General features: G+C 57.9%; 18 protein-coding genes and 1 tRNA gene. 14 read left to right on the top strand and 5 right to left on the bottom strand.

Annotated features, from left to right (window positions below; translation table 11 throughout):
* The first annotated feature begins 37 nt into the window (after positions 1-37).
* Entirely contained in the window at positions 38-1,984 is a 1,947-nt protein-coding gene (locus LPB072_RS18605; RefSeq protein ID WP_066087293.1) for a dynamin family protein, read from the top strand.
* On the top strand, positions 1,981-3,078 hold the full coding sequence (gene mutY / locus LPB072_RS18600) for an A/G-specific adenine glycosylase (protein WP_066087296.1): 1,098 nt from the start codon (positions 1,981-1,983) through the stop codon (positions 3,076-3,078). Before LPB072_RS18605 ends, mutY begins: the two co-directional genes overlap by 4 nt.
* Here mutY and rapZ read toward each other — a convergent pair.
* The 3 genes from rapZ to LPB072_RS18585 all read right to left on the bottom strand — a co-directional run bounded on the left by rapZ (position 3,070) and on the right by LPB072_RS18585 (position 6,645).
* Entirely contained in the window at positions 3,070-4,011 is a 942-nt protein-coding gene (gene rapZ, locus LPB072_RS18595; protein ID WP_066087299.1) for an RNase adapter RapZ, read from the bottom strand. The genes mutY and rapZ overlap by 9 nt on opposite strands.
* Entirely contained in the window at positions 4,008-5,654 is a 1,647-nt protein-coding gene (gene recN, locus LPB072_RS18590) for a DNA repair protein RecN (protein ID WP_066087303.1), read from the bottom strand. Before recN ends, rapZ begins: the two co-directional genes overlap by 4 nt.
* Positions 5,655-5,727: 73 nt before the next feature.
* Positions 5,728-6,645: an NAD kinase gene (locus LPB072_RS18585; protein ID WP_066087306.1), complete on the bottom strand. Its 918-nt coding sequence runs from the start codon at positions 6,643-6,645 to the stop codon at positions 5,728-5,730.
* A 106-nt stretch (positions 6,646-6,751) separates the two neighbouring features.
* Between LPB072_RS18585 and hrcA the strand changes: the two genes are divergently transcribed.
* The 3 genes from hrcA to LPB072_RS18570 all read left to right on the top strand — a co-directional run bounded on the left by hrcA (position 6,752) and on the right by LPB072_RS18570 (position 9,109).
* Positions 6,752-7,780 carry a heat-inducible transcriptional repressor HrcA gene (gene hrcA / locus LPB072_RS18580; RefSeq protein ID WP_066087309.1) on the top strand — a complete coding sequence of 343 codons (1,029 nt, stop codon included), beginning with the start codon at positions 6,752-6,754 and terminating at the stop codon, positions 7,778-7,780.
* Positions 7,781-7,833: 53 nt separating this feature from the next.
* Positions 7,834-7,910 (top strand) — tRNA-Ile (locus LPB072_RS18575).
* A gap of 116 nt (positions 7,911-8,026) precedes the next feature.
* The gene (locus LPB072_RS18570; protein WP_066087312.1) at positions 8,027-9,109 is read left to right on the top strand and encodes a site-specific integrase; all 1,083 of its coding nucleotides are present in this window, start codon (positions 8,027-8,029) and stop codon (positions 9,107-9,109) included.
* Positions 9,110-9,271: 162 nt separating this feature from the next.
* Here LPB072_RS18570 and LPB072_RS18565 read toward each other — a convergent pair whose 3' ends face one another.
* Positions 9,272-10,204 (bottom strand): HEPN-associated N-terminal domain-containing protein, encoded by a 933-nt coding sequence (locus tag LPB072_RS18565; protein WP_066087315.1) that lies wholly within the window; start codon positions 10,202-10,204, stop codon positions 9,272-9,274.
* Between the two features lie 209 nt (positions 10,205-10,413).
* Positions 10,414-11,775: a helix-turn-helix domain-containing protein gene (locus LPB072_RS18560; RefSeq protein WP_157559360.1), complete on the bottom strand. Its 1,362-nt coding sequence runs from the start codon at positions 11,773-11,775 to the stop codon at positions 10,414-10,416.
* Positions 11,776-11,862: 87 nt separating this feature from the next.
* Here LPB072_RS18560 and LPB072_RS18555 point away from each other — a divergent pair, with 87 nt between their 5' ends.
* The 9 genes from LPB072_RS18555 (at position 11,863) to LPB072_RS18520 (ending at position 17,555) form a co-directional block, all read left to right on the top strand.
* Positions 11,863-12,075, top strand: a complete 213-nt coding sequence (locus LPB072_RS18555; protein WP_066087322.1) for a plasmid-related protein — start codon at positions 11,863-11,865, stop codon at positions 12,073-12,075.
* 24 nt (positions 12,076-12,099) lie between these two features.
* A complete protein-coding gene (locus LPB072_RS23555) occupies positions 12,100-12,972 on the top strand; it encodes a helix-turn-helix domain-containing protein (RefSeq protein WP_157559359.1) in 873 nt (290 codons plus the stop codon).
* Entirely contained in the window at positions 12,969-13,241 is a 273-nt protein-coding gene (locus LPB072_RS18545; RefSeq protein WP_066087328.1) for a TraK family protein, read from the top strand. Before LPB072_RS23555 ends, LPB072_RS18545 begins: the two co-directional genes overlap by 4 nt.
* A 307-nt stretch (positions 13,242-13,548) precedes the next feature.
* Complete coding sequence (gene traJ / locus LPB072_RS18540; RefSeq protein ID WP_066087330.1) at positions 13,549-13,917, top strand: conjugal transfer transcriptional regulator TraJ; 369 nt, start codon at positions 13,549-13,551, stop codon at positions 13,915-13,917.
* 43 nt (positions 13,918-13,960) lie between these two features.
* Positions 13,961-14,728: a P-type conjugative transfer protein TrbJ gene (gene trbJ, locus LPB072_RS18535; RefSeq protein WP_082876789.1), complete on the top strand. Its 768-nt coding sequence runs from the start codon at positions 13,961-13,963 to the stop codon at positions 14,726-14,728.
* A gap of 13 nt (positions 14,729-14,741) precedes the next feature.
* Positions 14,742-14,957, top strand: coding sequence for a hypothetical protein (locus tag LPB072_RS18530; RefSeq protein WP_066087338.1), 216 nt, complete (start codon positions 14,742-14,744; stop codon positions 14,955-14,957).
* The gene (gene trbL, locus LPB072_RS18525; protein ID WP_066087340.1) at positions 14,954-16,528 is read left to right on the top strand and encodes a P-type conjugative transfer protein TrbL; all 1,575 of its coding nucleotides are present in this window, start codon (positions 14,954-14,956) and stop codon (positions 16,526-16,528) included. Before LPB072_RS18530 ends, trbL begins: the two co-directional genes overlap by 4 nt.
* 54 nt (positions 16,529-16,582) lie before the next feature.
* Positions 16,583-16,738, top strand: a complete 156-nt coding sequence (locus LPB072_RS23720; protein WP_197508859.1) for a hypothetical protein — start codon at positions 16,583-16,585, stop codon at positions 16,736-16,738.
* A 109-nt stretch (positions 16,739-16,847) separates the two neighbouring features.
* On the top strand, positions 16,848-17,555 hold the full coding sequence (locus LPB072_RS18520; RefSeq protein ID WP_066087343.1) for a hypothetical protein: 708 nt from the start codon (positions 16,848-16,850) through the stop codon (positions 17,553-17,555).
* Positions 17,556-17,624 lie beyond the last annotated feature (69 nt).

Here is a 17,624-nt window from a genome sequence, read left to right as displayed (position 1 = left end):
GTGCTATATTGACTGATTACCAAGCAAAAATCGGCCCATGAGCTTCAATCAGGATTTCAACGACCACGGCGCCTGGCGCAAACAGTTTGCCCTGCGTCTCAAGCTGCTCGGCGAGTGGTTGCGTGATCAGGACTTGCTTGAGGCGGGCGTGCGCGAACGCCTTGACCAGTTGCAGTCCCAGGTGAAGAACGACAAGATGATGGTGGCCTTTGTGGCCGAGTTCTCGCGGGGCAAGTCTGAGCTGATCAATGCGGTATTTTTTGCCGGTTATGGTCGCCGGATCATGCCGGCCAGCGCCGGGCGGACCACCATGTGCCCGACCGAACTGGGTTACGACGCAGAGGTGCCGCCTTGTCTGCGCTTGCTGCCTATCGAGTCGAGGTTGCAGCCCCAGACCTTGATGGACTGGCGCAACGCTCCCGACAAATGGGAGCGCGTCAACCTTGATGTCAACGACCCCCAGCAACTGGCCAAAGCCATTCAGAAGGTGGCTGAGGTCCGGCGGGTGACGACCACAGAAGCAGCCAAACTGGGGTTCTGGAGCGAAGAGTCGCCGGAAGACAATCCTGCAAAAGGTTCCGACGGCTTGGTCGAGGTGCCCAAGTGGCGCCATGCGCTGATCAATATGGCCCACCCCTTGCTCAAGCAAGGCCTGGTGATCCTGGATACCCCCGGACTCAACGCCATCGGTGCAGAACCCGAGCTGACCGTGAGTCTGCTGCCGCAGGCGCAGGCGGTGGTGTTTATTCTGGCGGCCGATACCGGTGTGACCAAGTCCGATTTGAGCATCTGGCGTGAGCACCTTGTGCCGACAAAGGATGCGGTTGATTCTCGCTTGGCGGTGCTCAACAAGATTGACACCATGTGGGATGCCTTGAGCACGCCCGAGCAAGTGCAGTTGCAGATCGCGTCCCAGCGAACCGATTCCGCCGAGATTCTGGGCCTGGATCCGCGTCAAGTGATCGCCGTATCTGCGCAAAAAGGGCTTTTGGCCAAGGTGAGTCGCGACGAAAAATTGTTGCACGCCAGCAATCTGCCGGCGCTGGAAACCGCATTGGGTGAAGGCTTGTTGGGACGCCGCCGTCAAATTCTGGCTCACTCGGTGAGCCAGGGGGTGATGGCGCTGCGGCAAGAAATTGATCGACTGGTTCACACCCGTTCGCGCGACATCGTGGAGCAGATTCAGGAACTTGAGGGTTTGCGAGGCAAGAATGCGGGCGTTATCAAGCAAATGCGCTTGCGCATCGAGCAGGAACAAGCCGATTTCGACGCCAGCGGCGCCAAGATTCAGGCGGTGCGCTCGGTTCACCTGCGTTTGCTCAAAGATTTGTTTACCTTGCTGGACAACACCCATTTGAAGAAGCGTGTTTCCGAACTGGCGCATGCGCTCAAGCAACCCGGCATCAAATTGGGTGTGCGTCGGGCTTATACCCACACCTTCAAGCGCCTGGGCGCAGACCTGACCCAGGCCGAAAAGCTAGCGGTCGACATTCAATCCATGCTGGAGGGCAGTTTCAAAGGACTGAATGCCGAGTACGGCTTCTCGCTGCAGCCGCCCAGTCCGCCCCAAATCGCTTCGTACCAAAAAGACCTGGTTTTGATTGAGAGAAGCCACGTTCAGTATCTGGGTATGGGCAATGTCTTGCGCCTGGCACAGCCCGAATTTGCTGAGCGTTTGGCACGAGCTCTCATGAGCCGCTTGCGGGTGGTCTACGACACGGCCATTAATGAGGTGGAGTTGTGGAACAAATCGGCTGCCTCGCAGCTGGATGCACAGCTGCGCGAACGCCGGCGCAATTTCAGCCGCCGTATCGAGGCGGTTTCACGGATCCAGCAAGCCGCGGGTGGACTCGATGAACGCATACGTGAACTGCAGTCGCAACAAGCCCATTTGGCATTGACCGAGGCCAAGCTGGGTGAACTGACCGATCAGCTGAGTGAGCCGGTACCAGAAGAGGTGTCGACCGAACTGGCGTCTGCATGAGCGCTGGCGGAGTTGGGGTGGGCGGATTCGCTCGGCTGCTGATCGACTGGCAGCGCCTGCACGGGCGCAGTGGCTTGCCCTGGCAGGCCACCCGCGATCCGTACCGCGTTTGGTTGTCTGAGGTGATGCTGCAGCAGACCCAGGTGAGTACGGTGCTCGACTACTTCCCGCGCTTCCTGTCCCGATTTCCCACGGTGCATGCTTTGGCCGAGGGGTCGAGCGATGAAGTGATGGCGTTGTGGAGTGGTTTGGGTTACTACAGCCGCGCACGCAACCTGCACCGTTGCGCCCAGATCGTGGTGTCTGAACATGGCGGCGAGTTTCCAAACTCGGCGCTGGCGTTGCAAACGCTGCCTGGCATCGGCGTTTCCACGGCTGCGGCCATCGCGGCTTTTTGTTTTGGCGAGTGCATCTCGATTCTGGATGGCAATGTGAAGCGCGTTTTGACGCGCGTCATGGCCTATGAGGGGGATGTGTCTCTGGCCGCATCGCAGAAAGAGCTTTGGCACCTGGCCCAGTCGATGTTGCCGCATGCACCCTCGATCGATGACATGGGCGCCTATACCCAAGGGCTCATGGATTTGGGTGCGACGCTGTGCATGCGAAGCAAGCCCGCTTGTGACCGTTGTCCGATGCAGCCCATTTGCCACGGCCATGCGAGCGGAGAGCCGACCCGGTTCCCCATCAAGTCGCGCCGCCTCAAGCGTCGCCACGAAAGCTGGTGGCTGGCGGTTTTTCTCGGGCAAGACGGCGAAGGTCATTCAACCGTCTGGCTCGAGCGCCGCCCGGCCAAAGGTATCTGGGCCGGGCTGCATTGCACCCCCGTGTTGACCGACGAGGATGCGGCTCTGGCCTTGCTGGGAGCCGAGAACGCCACACCACAGTTTCTTGAACCCGTGGCTCACAGCCTGACGCACCGTGAGCTGCGGTTGCATCCTGTGGTCATGCGCAGCGTTGCGCCGATGGTCTGGGCAGCGGCCTGCACGGAGAGGCCTGGAGGTGTGGGGCAATGGGTGCGGCTGGACGACCTGGCCGCCTGGGGATTGCCCGCGCCACTGCGCCCCCTGCTGGCGCGCGTGGCCGCTTCAGCTTAAGTTTGGCGGTGTCGAGGTCTTGACCACGGGCCAGCCATCGGCTTCGCGGTGGCGCAGGCGGGTCGGCCAATCGGCTGCGAAAGCGGCCCCCAGTTGCTCGACAAGATACACCGATCGGTGCTGGCCCCCGGTACAACCAATGGCCACTGTGACGTAGCTGCGATGGTCGCTGAGCATGGGTGGCAGCCAGCGGCGCAGGAAATCGCCGATGGCTTGCTGCATGTCGGCGACTTCGGGCTGGCGCGAGAGAAACTGGGCAACAGGTGCGTCGCGCCCGGTCAGAGGCTTGAGTTCGGGCTCATAGTGAGGGTTGGGAAGCATGCGGACATCGAACACAAAATCAGCATCCATGGGTACGCCGCGCTTGAACGCAAACGATTCGAAAACCAGCGTGAGCGGCGCATGCCGCGTGCCCAGCATGTCTTTGATCTGGCTGCGCAGCTGGGCCGGGCGGATCAGGCCGGTGTCGATGACCAGCGCGTGTTCGCGCACCTCGGCCAACAACTCCCTTTCATGCTCGATGGCATCGGTCAATGCCTGGTGTTGGTCGTCGGTTGGATGGAGCGAAAGCGGGTGGCGCCGGCGGGTTTCTGAAAACCGGCGCACCAGGGTATCGGTGGCGGCATCGAGGAACACGGTGCGCAGCCGGATGTTCTGGCTGGGGTCGGTGGTGACCCGGGCCAGGCGTTGTGGCAGCCCGGGCAAAGATGCGGCGCTGCGCACGTCCATTGCGATCGCCACTTTGCTGGCTCGGTGGCTTTGCTCCAGTGCAATGAACGAAGCCAGCAGTTCGGGCGGCAGGTTGTCAACGCAATAGAAACCCAGATCTTCCAGGGCGGTGAGCGCGACCGACTTGCCGGAGCCCGACATGCCGGTGATCAACACCAGGTCGATGGGGTGTGGCGATTCGAGGTCGGGAGGCGCGATGGTCATACAGCAAGCAATTCTCGGGCGTGGGCCAATGAAACTTCAGACTGGGCGCTGCCACCCAACATGCGCGCCAGTTCAATGACGCGTTCTTCCTGCCCGATATGGGAGACCGAGCTCAAGGTTTGCTGGCCCGATTGTTGTTTGTTTACCAGGAGGTGGTGATCCGCACAGGCGGCCACCTGTGGCAGGTGTGTCACGGCCATGACCTGGCGGTCCAGGCCCAGTTGCCGCAACAACTGTCCGACGGTGTGTGCCACTGCGCCCCCGATGCCCGAATCCACTTCGTCAAATATCAGGGTGGGGGCCTGGCCGAGCTGGCTGGTGACCACTGAAATGGCCAAAGCGATACGCGAGAGTTCACCCCCTGAGGCCACTTTGCCCACGGGCCGTGCAGTCACGCCTGCATGGCCTGCCACCAGAAACTCCACCAGTTCCCAGCCATGGGCCTGGGGCTCTTCGAGTTTGGTCAACGCGACTTCGAAGCGGCCACCTTGCAGACCCAGGGTTTGCATGGTGTCTGTAACAGCCTGACTCAAGCCCGGAGCCGCTTGCTGGCGTTTTTTGCTCAGGACCTGGGCGGCAGATTGGAAGGATTTCCAGGCGGTGCGCTCGGCTGTTTCCAGCGCTGCAAGGTCCAGGGCCTGGTCCACCTGTGCGAGTTCTGACTTCCACTGCGCATGGAGTTCCGCGAGGTCTTCAGGGGCGCGGCGAAAGCGCCTCGACAACGACACCCAGAGCGACAGCCGGTCGTCGAGCACCGCGAGGCTGGCGGGATCCTGATCGGTGTGTCGCTGGTACTGGTGCAGGCTGTGCACCGTGTCTTGTACCTGCGCCAGTGCCGCTTCAAGCGCTTGCGTGTGTTCGGCAAACGCTGGTTCGATGTGGGCCTGTTCCTGAAGGGCAGACAGAGCCCGGCTGATCAATGCGGCTGCGCTGTCGTCTTCGTCGTCTAACGCGGCCACTGCGGATTGCGCCGCGTCGATCAGGCTTTGCGCGTTGGCCAACCGGCTGTGCTGGGCATTGAGATCGTGCCATTCTTCGCGGCCAGGAGCCAGTTTGTCGACTTCGGTGATCTGCCATGCCAGGCGTTCACTTTCCTGTTGCAAGCTGGTTTGGCGTTCGCATGCAGATTCCAGCGCCTTCTTCGCCTGGCGCCATTGTCCCCAGGCTTTTTGGGTTGCGCCCAGGTGAATGCCCGCGTAGCCATCGAGCAGGCTGCGCACGGCGTCCGTCCGGGTGAGGCTTTGCCAGGCATGTTGGCCATGGATGTCAACCAATTCGCTGGCGATTTCCTTGAGTTGCGTCAAGGTGGCTGCGCCGCCGTTAACCCAGGCGCGGCTGCGGCCATCGGCGTCGACTGTTCGCCTCAACAGCAGCAAGCCTTCGTTGCCCGTGAAACCATGCTCTTCCAGCCAGGGGGAAAGGGATTCGGGCGTATCGAATTCGGCGGCGATCTCGCAACGGGCCTGGCCTTCGCGAACCACACCAGCATCGCCTCGGCCGCCGAGCGCGAGTTGCAGGGCATCAATCAGGATGGATTTGCCTGCACCGGTTTCACCGGTGAGCACGCTGAAACCCGAACCCAGGTCGAGTTCGAGGGATTCAACGATGACGAAGTTGCGCAAGACGATGCGGCGAAGGCTCATGGCTGCAGGTGCGAAATAGGGTCGTTGGCGGGGGTCATTCCCACCATTTTGACCGCGAAACAAGGCCGGCGCTTCAGCCGCCCTCGTTCCAGTGCAATTTCTTTCGCAGCGTATCGAAATAGCTCCAGCCCCGGGGGTGGAGCAGGCGCAGGGTGTGCTCTGATCGGCGCACAACGATGCGGTCGCCATGCAACAGGCTGGTGAGCGACTGCATATCGAAGTTGGCGCTGGCATCCCGGCCACTCACGATCTCGAGCGCAACCTCGCTGTGAGCAGGCAGCACGATAGGGCGGTTGGAGAGGGTGTGGGGCGCAATGGGTGCCATCACCCAGCCATCAATGGCCGGATGCAGCAAAGGCCCACCAGCAGACAGGGCATAGGCGGTAGAGCCCGTCGAGCTCGCAATGATCAGACCGTCGGCCCGCTGGTTGGCCACAAAATGGCCGTCAACCTCGACACGCAGTTCGATCATGCTGGCTGCACCGCCGCGGTTGACGACCACATCGTTCAGCGCCGTGGCTTCAAACACGCAACGGCCATCGCGCCAGACACTGGCTGCCATCAAAGAGCGGGCGTCTTCTTCGAATTCGCCATGCAGAATGGCACGAAGCTTGTCCGGGTATTCCTCCAGTGGAATATCAGTGATGAAGCCCAGGCGCCCTTGGTTGATGCCCACCAGCGGGACCCCGTAGCGGGCCAACTGCCGGCCAATGCCGAGCATGGTGCCGTCGCCACCGACCACCAGCGCCAGATCACAAGTTTTGCCCATGGCGGGCACGTCAAGGGCAGGGTACTGGTTCAGTCCGGTGTTGAGCGCGGTGTCGCGCTCCAGCGACACGTCGCAGCCCTGGTCATGCAGAAAATGGGCCACTTCTTCGACCACATCACGCGATCCGGGTGCCTGGTATTTGCCGATGATGACCACATGTGAAAAGCGCAGCAATTGCCGCGCTTGTGGCTGGGAAGGCTTTGGGGCATCGGACAGACTCATGATCAAATTACAACATAGCGTCGAAGCGAGCACGGTACCCGTAAACCCTTGGAAATCAATTGCGGCAGAAGGCGGAAAACGCGCTCAGGCTGCCTAAAATGCAAGCATGTTGGATGACCGCGCCAAACGCTTGCTCAAAGCGCTCGTTGAGCGCTATATCGATGACGGCCAGCCCGTAGGCTCGCGCACGCTCGCGAAAGCTGCGGGGCTGGAGTTGTCGCCCGCGACGATCCGCAATGTGATGAGCGATCTGGAGGAGCTCGGGCTGATTGCCAGCCCCCATACCTCTGCGGGACGCATTCCCACCGCTCGGGGCTATCGGCTTTTTGTTGACACCATGCTGACCGTTCGCCGCGAGGGTCTGTCGCCCATGGGCAGCATGAATGGGCGCGGGTTGGAGGGGGGGCAGCAACCTCAGCGCGTGCTCAGCAATGCTGCGCAAATGCTGTCCAACCTTTCTCAGTTTGTGGGCGTGGTCGTGGCTCCGCGTCGGGCCTCGGTGTTTCGGCATATCGAGTTTTTGAGCCTGTCGGATCGCCGGGTATTGGTGATTCTGGTATCGCCCGATGGTGACGTGCAAAACCGCATCATCCATACCCAGGTCAGTTTCACCCAGTCGCAATTGCTGGAAGCGGCCAATTTTCTGAATGCCCATTACGCTGGTCTCACGATGGAAGAGGTGCGCAGGCGCCTGAAGACCGAGGTTGATGCCTTGCGTGGTGAGATTGCCGTGTTGATGCAGGCCGCGGTCAATGCCGACCCGGATGTACCAGAAGCTGCGGAAGACGTGGTGGTCTCGGGCGAGCGCAACTTGTTGTCTGTCAGCGAATTCTCCAACGACATGGGCAATTTGCGGCGCATGTTTGACCTTTTCGAGCAAAAGACCCAGCTCATTCGCTTGCTCGACGTGTCGGACCAGGCCGAAGGCGTTCGCATCTACATCGGTGGTGAAAGCCAGGTGGTGCCGTTTGAAGACCTGTCGGTCGTCACCGCACCCTATGAAGTGGATGGGCAAGTGGTCGGTACGCTTGGCGTGATCGGTCCGCAGCGTATGCCCTATGACCGCATGATTCAGATTGTGGATGTGACATCCAAGCTCGTGAGCAATGCGCTGAGCCAGCCGAAAGGCAGTTGATGCAGCGGGCTGGAAATCGAAAGTGCCGACTGCGCCTACAATGCCATCCGCGAGGGCCGTTAGCTCAGTTGGTTAGAGCAGAGGACTCATAATCCTTTGGTCGACAGTTCAAGTCTGTCACGGCCTACCATTTTTTCCTTATAAATCAACAGCTTGTTGATTCATGGTTTGTCAGGTGAAAACTGTACCGCTGCTTCGGTAACAGTTTCGGTACAGTGTCGGTTTCCGACCCTTGTTTCGAACGCCATGGCCACCATCGTGAAAACGCCTTCGGGCACCTGGAAAGCGGTCATTCGCAAGACCGGTTTTCCCACCACCATCAAAACTTTTCGCCTGAAGAAAGACGCCGAAGACTGGTCGCGTCGAACGGAGGACGAAATGGTGCGGGGCATGTACCTGCAGCGAGGGCCTGCCGAGCGCTTGACGTTCGAGAAGGCGATGAAGCGCTATCTTGCCGAGGTCACGCCCAACAAGCGACCATTCACCCAGACCGGTGAACGCCAACGGGCGGTACCGTTGAACGATTTTTTCGGCAAGTACGCTTTGGCCGGTGTGACGGCCGAGCTGGTGGCTCAATACCGAGACAAGCGCCTGGCTGGCGAGGATCGCAAGGATGCTGACGGCAAGGCCACTCCCCGCGCTGCAAACACCGTCCGTCTTGAGCTGGCATTGCTTGGACACCTGTTCACGGTTGCGCTCAAGGAGTGGGGTCTTGGCCTGGCGTACAACCCAGTTTTGAATGTGCGCAGACCGGCGCCAGGGCCGGGCCGCAATCGGCGGCTGAATACCGACGAAGAAACCAAGCTTCTTGCCGCAGTGGACAAGCACTCAAACCCGATGCTCAGGTGGATCGTCCGCATCGCTGTTGAGACCGGTATGCGCTCTTCAGAGATCGTGACGCTTCGACTAAGCCAGGTCGATATGGCCAAGCGGGTGGTGCGGTTGATCGAAACCAAAAACACGTTGCCACGCACGGTGCCTTTGTCGACCCAGGCAACCTCGTTGTTCAAAGAGGCCTTGGCCAACCCTGCGCGATCGAAGGATGTTGACTTGATTTTTTTTGGTGAGCCAGGCAAAGATGAAAAACGCCGACCGTACAACTTCAACAAAGTCTGGATGGAAATCAAACGCGCTGCAGGGTGCGCAGACTTTCGATTCCACGACCTGCGGCACGAGGCTGTCAGCCGGTTTGTTGAGGCAGGCTTGAGCGATCAAGAGGTGTCCGCCATCAGCGGTCATAAATCCATGCAGATGCTAAAGCGGTATACGCACTTGAGGGCGGAGGATTTGGTGGCAAAGCTAGACAAAATCGGCTGTGTTGCTGAGTAGTGATGTGGTAGCGAAAGTGATCTTTAAACCTGCTAGAACCTTATCCCGCCATTTGTGGACCTACGTTGGGGGTGACGCCCGAATCTCAGGTTTACGTAGGGCGCTACCTGAGCTGGGTGTACGCAGAATTTTTGCTTAGAGTTTCACTCGGCTTCTCTATCACTAGTCAAGTGGAAATCGGCGGTCCAATTCCGTTTCTATAGCTTTCGCAAAGGCTTCCACAGTATTTCGTACCCGACGTACATCGTCGATCAAGACGGTCACTAAAGTGCCCTCCCGCGTCCTGCCAGCTCGATGCACGATGTCATGCCGGATGACCACCTCCTTCATCAATTCACCTATGTCTGGCACCACGATGTCCAAGCTAGCTTGCACTATCGGCTTAACCTTATCGAGCCGATGCCAGATCAAGTCCTGAAGGTATTGCCTCACCTCGCTCTCTAATGCATCGAATCGGTCGAATACCGTATCAAGTGTTAATGTCCGCGCCTTGAAGTCCTTGTTGCGCGACACGAAACGTCGCAGAGCCGACTGATCGTGGCAAATCCAATAGGTCGACATGTCCCCAAGATATGCCTCGAGTGCCGCAATCAGCGAGCTGTGCATCATCTGGCAAATTAGGTCCGCCTCAAAGATTGTTGTCTGCAAAGCGAGAACGGCATCGATTTGTGCCAGTCTGCTCATAAGAAATCGCATCGGATCATTGCGGTGCACCACTACGAACGACAGCTCTGCGTCGTAGTCGACATCTTCATGTTCGATTGGCGCCCATTCGTCACCGACGTCGCGCCAAAGATCTTTGATCAACGTGTCCATCACCTCGTGGGGGACTACCTTGTAGAAGCGGTCTTGGATCACGTCGCTAGGGTCGTACGGCCCGCCAAAGATAAACATATAGCCACCCTCTTGGCTGGAATACGGCGTTTGGTTGGCAGGGTCTTCGTAACGCGCGTGAAACCAGCGGCGCATGGTCTCGATCTGAAGCTCCGGTGGTGCATTTTGTAGCCACGCGTCGTTAGGTTCGGGCTGAACGCCGTCGCCCGCTTCGGGGGGAAGTTCAGGTTCGTCGTCGTCCATGTGATCGTTGTGGCCCATCGGTTGTCCTTTCAAGTGATTGTTGCAAATAATCCACTTTGGATTACCACAGACCATGCGTGCCAGTGAGCACGCCCTAGATGTCCCAGCGTTTAGCGGCCGTCGCGAACGTTGGCTGTCCTTTTTGCGGAATTTTGATTGTCGATGTCAGCTATGTCACTAGGATCTCAGTGAGTCGATTTGCCGGAGAGAATCGACAAGGCCTATCTTCAAGCTCGAATTTTCTTCGCCTGGGCGGTACGCTCTTCTGGCAAAGGGTTGTCGCTCAGCCATTGCAGCATTGCATGAATGATATGTATCGGAACGCGATGCAGCTCTTCCATCTCCGCTGGTGTGAATCCGTCCTCTTCAAGTATGGCCACTGAATCCAATAGCATCGACTGTTTCGACCAGCAGCCGTAGTCGGTTCTTTTTGGGCGCGGCTCGCGGCGCTCCAAGAAAGTATCGGCCATCTTCTTGGTCCGTTTCAACGATCTTGAGATGGACTGCCTGCTCGTGCCGAGCTCGCGAGCAATGTCTGCTTGCCGCTTTCCCTTGGCGTGAAGATCCCAGACAAGTTCGCGAAAACTGGGCTTATCGGGCTGGGTAAAAGGACGCAGGCGCGCGTGAACTCTGTTGTACATATCCTTTTTAGCTTCTTCGCCAGTGGCCGGTGGTGGCAGCCCTAATCTTGCTAAAAACCCTGGGTTGATACGCTGACGTTTTTCCTCCTGATAGAGCTCTTTGTACCGATGGTCCACTCGATAGCGAGAGTCTGGATTGCTCGGGTCGTGCTCCAAGCAGAACCGATCGCTGAAGTGCCGAGACTTGATGAGGGGAACGCCAGATAGACGATGCATTGCTTCAGCCCTCATCGTAGGCCTCCAACAGAGCTCGCAGCTTTGCCCGGCAGAGTGACGGGTTTTGCTATCTGGGAGCTGGGCATGATTTCCTTCGTGCTTATCCAATGGGTCTTTACCGCGCGCCGCTCGGAAGTGGTCTATCAGATCGAGTAGGACACGCGCCGTCTCTAGGGTTTCACGAAACTCCTTCAAGGCATCCGTTGCCACATTCGTGAAGGCTTGGAATTTGGCGGTGTGAATTGCAAATCGCAGGTTTTGATCCCATGCTTTGGTGGTCTTCAACAGCTCATCGGTGCTGGAAAGCACGATTCGTTTGCTGGTTGAGTGAGGTTTTTCAAACGGCACGATCAGACTGCCCCACTCGAAAGGCTCACCGTACCTCACGTGCTCGGCCCATGCTTCGGCATCGAGGCGCCACACAGGAGGTTTTTTGCCTGCAGTGGAGAGCGTGAACCCCTCCAATAAGCAAACTTCCCAGCTGACCTCGCTGTTGTAAATGACGTCGGAAAGCGGTGTGTCCAGGTGCTCTCTCAACTTGCTCCACATGGAAGGCCGGCGAGAGGTCACGCTGAACGACGGATTCCGAATTCGCTGGCCAGCCAGTGATGGATGAGGCAGCGTGACTGCCTCAAAAAAGCGATGAAACCCTTCTGCAACGGTTGGGTTGCAGTGAGTAAAGGGATCTGCCGAGAGGCTGCGCAACGTTGGTTTCTTCGAGATATTTGTCATCCGAAAATTTCATATTTCAGCTCCAGTGTACTCCCCGGTTTCTCAGACACTGACACCTGTCTTGCATACCTACCGAAGGATTACGGAATGACCATCGAAGAAACACTTTTGCAGCGATATGGCCCGCTGCTCAGCATCAGCCAACTAGCCACAGTGCTTGATCGTTCTGCGGACGGATTGCGCATCAGCTTGCGCTCGTCGAATGAGTGGTCATGCAGGTTGAACACTTCGCGCTTGAAGATCGGACGGCGCGTCTATTTCCGCACCTCCGAGGTCGCAGAGCTGCTTGCTCGCGGTTGAATTCAACGAACTGCAGTTTTCAGTATGAGCGTCAAAATCATGAGCCTCGTTTGGGACCACTACCCAGAAGGAGGTGGAGAGCTTCTGACTGCGCTCGCGTACGCAGATCATGCGCATGACGATGGTTCAGCGGTGAGGCCCAGTGTTGCGTATATCGCAAGGAAGACCCGGCAAAGTGAGCGAACGGTCCAGCGGTATCTCGCAAATATGCGCAAATCAACGTGGCTGTTGCCTGTGAAACCAGCAAATCGCTGGCGTGGCTTTGCGACCGAGTACCGCGTAAATCCCCTGTGGATAAGTCACCCTGACATTTTGTCGTCCCGAGAAAAAAACGTCCGAGATGAGGTGACACCCGAGGTCAATGGGGACGACACCACAGGTATGAATAGGACGACACCCGTGTCGTCCCAACCATCACTAACCATCAAAGAACCAACAACAACTGTTTCGCCGCAGTTCGATTGCAACGGAACTCCGGGTTCCTCGCTGTGTTGGCCTGTTGTCTTTCAGGGCCCGTCAGAGGTGTCTGCCACCCGCATCCTCGATACGTGTCCTTCAGCGGATCGCCAATCGGTGTTGGACGAGGTCGCTGCCCTTGTGGAGCGGCAATCTGTTCGATTCCCTCTCGGCCTGCTGAAGAAGCTTGTTGAGCTCTCTGCCAAAGGCTTGTTTATCCCATCCGCAGGCATTGCCTATCGCAAAAAGAAGAATGAGACCAGATTTTCGGCGGATCAGCTCAAACCTGGCGAAACGCAGTCAACGACGCCAGAAGTAAAGCGGGAGGTGTTGATCAGGCTGGCGAGCTTGCGCGAGGAATTTGCTGGCAAGGGACGGGAAGGAAAACCGGCACCAAAAACCAAAGTCGCAGGCCGAACACGTTGGAGGACAAGCGGATGAACCAGTTTCTCGAAGACCTGCGGCAGCGGTCGCAAAAAAGGGCTTCTGGCCGCAGTCGAACAAGCAGTGTCCTGGCCAGCTTCCTGCTGATCCGCGATGACGTCGTCCAGGCCCTTGAAGCCGGGTACGCGAAGAAAACGATCTGGGAGCACATGCATGAGATTGGTCGCGCGCCATATCGCTACGAGACGTTTTTGAGGCATGCCAAGAAGCACATTCCGAACGCTCCCCATGGCGCGCGGCAATTCATGAAAGGAGACGCGAAGTGACTTCGCAACGACATCGCAACAAGTCCAAGGAAAGCGGGTGGAAACACGAGCATTCATTGAGGTTTTTGGTGTATTCCCGAGTTTTCTTCGCTGCAGCGAGGTTGCAGCGAAGAAAACAACCCAAAACCTCGCCTTGTAGGCACAGCTTTCCTACACCTTTACAACCGCGAAATGCAGGCAGGATAGGTGAAGTGGGCCCACCCGCGAGCGTGTGTTCCGACTTCACTCCCCTTATTCGCGCTGCGCGCTCAACAGGTCTCCTGCTCTGCGAGGCTGCTCGGCTACCGCCTTTTCGGGGAGGCACAACATGGACGCGGTGAAGGCCCCCACGCGTAAGGGCAGTGCGCCTATCAAGGTGTATTGCCTGCCAGAAGAACGCGCGCGCATCGAGGCGAATGCGGCTTCAGCCGGTGTCAGCAAATCCACCTTTCTGCTCAACGTTGGGCAGGGGTATCGCGTGCAAGGGATTGTTGATTACCAGCAGGTTCGCGAGATGGCGCGCATCCATGGCGACCTCGGCCGATTGGGTGGCCTGCTGAAGATGTGGCTTACGAACGATGCACGCGCGGCCCGATTTGGGCCCGACACGATCTGGGCGTTGTTGAACAGGATCGACACAAGACAAGAAGAACTTGGGCGGGTGATGAAGACCGTCGTTCGCCCAAGAGCCAAGTAGATTTTTTTAGCCGCTAAAACTGAAGGGACTCCAAATGAAAAAAATGAACTCATCCGCCATGGCCATCCTGATCGCGCTGACGGTGGGTGCCACACAACCTGCAAGGGCTGGTATTCCGGTGATCGACGGTGCGAACCTGACCACCAACATGGTCTCGGCCTACGAGGAGGTGGCGCAAACCATCAAGCAGATCGCCGAGTACAAGCTACAGCTCGACCAGTACCAAAACCAAATACAAAACACCCTGGCACCGGCCGCCTATTTGTGGGACCAGGCGCAATCGACCATCGACGGCCTGCTCAACGCGGTGAACACGTTGGAGCAATACAAGCGCAGGCTCGGCAGTCTTGATAGCTACCTCTCCAAGTTCCAGGACGTCAACTACTACCGGAACTCGCCCTGCTTCACGTCGCGCGGTTGTTCTCCTGCAGAAATGGCCGCGCTGGCATCGGTCAAGGCATTGGCATCCGAATCGCAGAAGAAGGCCAACGACGCTTTGTTCAAAGGGCTGGATCTGCAACAAGCGAACCTGAGTTCGGATGCCTTGAAGCTGCAGTTGCTGCAATCAGGAGCACAGGGTGCGGTGGGCCAGATGCAGGCCATTGGCTTCGCCAACCAACTGGCCAGCCAGCAAGCCAACCAGCTGCTACAGATCCGGGGCCTGCTCGTCGCCCAGCAAAACGCCATCGGCACCAAGATGCAGGCCGACGCCGACAAGGAGGCGCAGCAAGGTGCGGCACACGTCACGTCAACCGAGAGCCGCATCGAAAGAACGGCCAGCCCGCGCAATTGGCTTGACCTCAACCGATAAAGGGGCATCGACCATGTACGCCCACCACATCAAAGGCCTTGCCCTGGCGTCAATCGGCGCAATGCTGATGGCTGGCTGCAGCCAGCAAAACACCGACTGCGACAACCCGAGCACTTCCGAGCAAAAACAACAGTGCGCGCACCAGGCATCAACTGAGAGCCGCATTGCGCCCACCGAGAAGCCTAAGAATTGGCTCGACCTGACCGATCCCAAAAAGGAAACGCGATGAGGCACTTCAAACCCATCTGGCCACTGGCTGTTGTCTTGATGCTGTACTCCACTGGCGCCGCTGCCCAGCTCACCAATCAGGGCATGCTCGACCAGGTGGTGACCGAGTTCGCCACCCGTGCAGCGAGTTGGCAATCCGTCGTGATGAATGCCGCCATGTTTTTGTTTTGGACACTGGCAACCATCAGCCTTGTGTGGACGGGCGGCACGCTCATTTTGCGCAAGGCCGATATCGGGGAGTTCTTCGCCGAGTTCTTCCGCTTCATCATGTTTTTCGGCTTCTTCCTTTGGCTGCTGCGCAATGGCCCCGCCATCGCCTCCTCGATCGTGCTGTCACTGCAGAGGCTGGGAGAACAGGCCTCTGGCGTTTCATCGGTGACTCCATCGGGCATCGTGGACATCGGCTTCATGATCTGGAAGCAGGCCATCTCGAACTTGTCGCTTTGGAACCCCATCGACAGCTTCGTCGGCACGGCCTTGAGCGTGGCCATCATGCTTTTGCTGGCCGCCGTGGCGATCAACATGCTGCTCATAATGGTGTCCGCCTGGTTCTTGATGTACGCGGGCATTTTCTTCCTGGGATTCGGTGGATCGCGTTGGACCTCCGACATGGCGATCAACTACTACAAAACCCTGCTTGGCATCGCCGTACAGCTCATGGCCATGGTGTTGCTGGTCGGCATTGGCAACGACCTGTTGACCGGGTTTTACGCAAGGATGAACAAGGGCACCTTGAACTTTGAAGAGCTGGGCGTGATGCTGGTTTTCTGCTTCGCGCTGTTGATGCTGGTCACCAAAATCCCCGGGCTTTTGTCTGGTGTCATCACGGGTATGAACATCAGCCAGGCAGGCATAGGCGGGTATGGAGCCGGTAGCGTTGCTGGCGCCGCTATGGGTGCCGCTGGCCTTACTGCTGCGGCTGCAGGCGTCGCAGGGGCAGCGGTTGTGAGCGGTGCACAAAACGCGGTAGGTGGTGCGTCTGCGGTCAAGGCTGCGTTTGAAAAAGCACAGGCAGGAATGGGCGGCGGAGAAGGGTCAATGCCAAGCTTTGGTGCTGTGAGCAACGGTGCGGGTAGCTCCAACGACACAGGTAGCACACCCTATGCACAGGCGGCCGGTTTCTCATACTCTCCGTCAAAATCCGATAGCGAACAGAACCAAAGTGGGCCTGGCAACGCCGAGAAGGACAAGAACATGTCTACCTCGAAGGACGGGAAGAACACGAGCAGCAATACCGAGAAGCCCAAACCAGAGGAAGCTGGAAGTAATCAACAACGCGACGGCACCGCCGAAGGCGGGGGAGGTGTGGCACGCGCAGCAACCCTGACCGCAGGCACTGCGGCGAACCTAGCGGCTGGAGTTGGCAGCTTGGTCAAAAACAAGGCTGTGGAACTTGCAGCCGGATTCAAAGAAGGCGTCGACAACTCGTTGGCCGGAAAAGTTGCATCCACCATCCGCGCATCCAGTCAACGCGTGGAGCAGGAATTCGCGAGCAACAGTCTTGAAGGGACCTACATCAATGAGGAAGTGGCCGCATTCGTAAACAAACACCGCAGAGGACCTCAATCATGAAAGTAGACTGTCCCTTTTTGACGATGCCCAAGTAGCTCACACACCGCTGTATAAATGAACGAAAACGCACTCCTGCCCGGCCCGCGCCGATTGACTGAAGAGGAACTTGATGCATTGCGAGCCGATATGAGGGCGTCGAGCGAGCTCATGCGCGAGCAACTTACAGCAAGGAAGAAACTCGACCAACCCAAGGAAGTGCGAGCTTCATGACTTGTTCATGCCAGGCCTAAGCCGGATTCCGCATCAGACCCGTAGCTCCGGGCTGCTGCCGGTTGCAGAACATTCCACAACGATGGTGGAATTCATCGCGTAAGACATCATGATTGATCGCCCACTTCAGATTTTCATTGCCGTATTGCCTGTCATCTCGGCTGGCCTCTACCTTCTTGGCCTAAGCTACGTCCAAGGCTATCTGGGGGCGTATGGCATCGACACATCTCTGTATCCGCTTGCTTCCGACCTGGCGCTGTTCTCAGGTCTCCTCGCACTCATAAGTGTGTCGTTTCCAGCTGTCGTTTACGCCCTTGCTGCGCTCTGCCTCTTCGTTTTTGCCGTACTAATATCCGCCTCATTGGCCTCAAGCTCGAGAGTTCAAGTCCTGACTCACTGGCTGGTGACCCGTATCCAAAGATGGCGCCCAAAGCAACCGCAAACACCAGCAAGCACCGCGCTTTTGGACAAAAGTTTCCTTGTTTATTCATATACAACCGGTGTTATCGCCGTCTTTCTGGCGTTGCTGCTAATGGCCGCCCTCTCTGCGAAACGAGGAAAAGAGCAGGCAGAGAATGAGCGAAAAGAGTTTACGGCGGGGAACGGTTGGCATGTGACGGCAGTCGGCGATCAACTTTCGCTGCCCACGCCCTCCAGGTTGGTAATCTGCGGCGACCGGTGGTGTTCTTTTTGGACGGGGAAGGAGGCGATTACGGTGCGAAGAGAGTCAATACAGCGAATCCACTCAGTTCAATCTTCAAAGGCAAGTGCAGCAACGAGCGACGCAAATGAGAGTTCGTCCACTTCGACGCAGTGACGCTTTAACCCCCTCGCATTCAGTTCCGATTCAAGTTGCCTTGATACTGCTCGAGATTGTCATGGACGT

The sequence above is a fragment of the Hydrogenophaga crassostreae genome, assembly GCF_001761385.1.
Lineage (GTDB): Bacteria > Pseudomonadota > Gammaproteobacteria > Burkholderiales > Burkholderiaceae_C > Hydrogenophaga > Hydrogenophaga crassostreae.
The sequence above is the reverse complement of the archived record's forward strand: the minus strand, read 5'-3'. Positions and strand labels throughout refer to the sequence as shown.

Coding starts and splice junctions, on each gene's coding strand:
- LPB072_RS18605 (WP_066087293.1), top strand. CDS start 38: ATGAGCTTCAATCAGGATTTCAACGACCACGGCGCCTGGCGCAAACAG.
- mutY (WP_066087296.1), top strand. CDS start 1,981: ATGAGCGCTGGCGGAGTTGGGGTGGGCGGATTCGCTCGGCTGCTGATC.
- rapZ (WP_066087299.1), bottom strand. CDS start 4,011: ATGACCATCGCGCCTCCCGACCTCGAATCGCCACACCCCATCGACCTG.
- recN (WP_066087303.1), bottom strand. CDS start 5,654: ATGAGCCTTCGCCGCATCGTCTTGCGCAACTTCGTCATCGTTGAATCC.
- LPB072_RS18585 (WP_066087306.1), bottom strand. CDS start 6,645: ATGAGTCTGTCCGATGCCCCAAAGCCTTCCCAGCCACAAGCGCGGCAA.
- hrcA (WP_066087309.1), top strand. CDS start 6,752: ATGTTGGATGACCGCGCCAAACGCTTGCTCAAAGCGCTCGTTGAGCGC.
- LPB072_RS18570 (WP_066087312.1), top strand. CDS start 8,027: ATGGCCACCATCGTGAAAACGCCTTCGGGCACCTGGAAAGCGGTCATT.
- LPB072_RS18565 (WP_066087315.1), bottom strand. CDS start 10,204: ATGGGCCACAACGATCACATGGACGACGACGAACCTGAACTTCCCCCC.
- LPB072_RS18560 (WP_157559360.1), bottom strand. CDS start 11,775: ATGACAAATATCTCGAAGAAACCAACGTTGCGCAGCCTCTCGGCAGAT.
- LPB072_RS18555 (WP_066087322.1), top strand. CDS start 11,863: ATGACCATCGAAGAAACACTTTTGCAGCGATATGGCCCGCTGCTCAGC.
- LPB072_RS23555 (WP_157559359.1), top strand. CDS start 12,100: ATGAGCGTCAAAATCATGAGCCTCGTTTGGGACCACTACCCAGAAGGA.
- LPB072_RS18545 (WP_066087328.1), top strand. CDS start 12,969: ATGAACCAGTTTCTCGAAGACCTGCGGCAGCGGTCGCAAAAAAGGGCT.
- traJ (WP_066087330.1), top strand. CDS start 13,549: ATGGACGCGGTGAAGGCCCCCACGCGTAAGGGCAGTGCGCCTATCAAG.
- trbJ (WP_082876789.1), top strand. CDS start 13,961: ATGAACTCATCCGCCATGGCCATCCTGATCGCGCTGACGGTGGGTGCC.
- LPB072_RS18530 (WP_066087338.1), top strand. CDS start 14,742: ATGTACGCCCACCACATCAAAGGCCTTGCCCTGGCGTCAATCGGCGCA.
- trbL (WP_066087340.1), top strand. CDS start 14,954: ATGAGGCACTTCAAACCCATCTGGCCACTGGCTGTTGTCTTGATGCTG.
- LPB072_RS23720 (WP_197508859.1), top strand. CDS start 16,583: ATGAACGAAAACGCACTCCTGCCCGGCCCGCGCCGATTGACTGAAGAG.
- LPB072_RS18520 (WP_066087343.1), top strand. CDS start 16,848: ATGATTGATCGCCCACTTCAGATTTTCATTGCCGTATTGCCTGTCATC.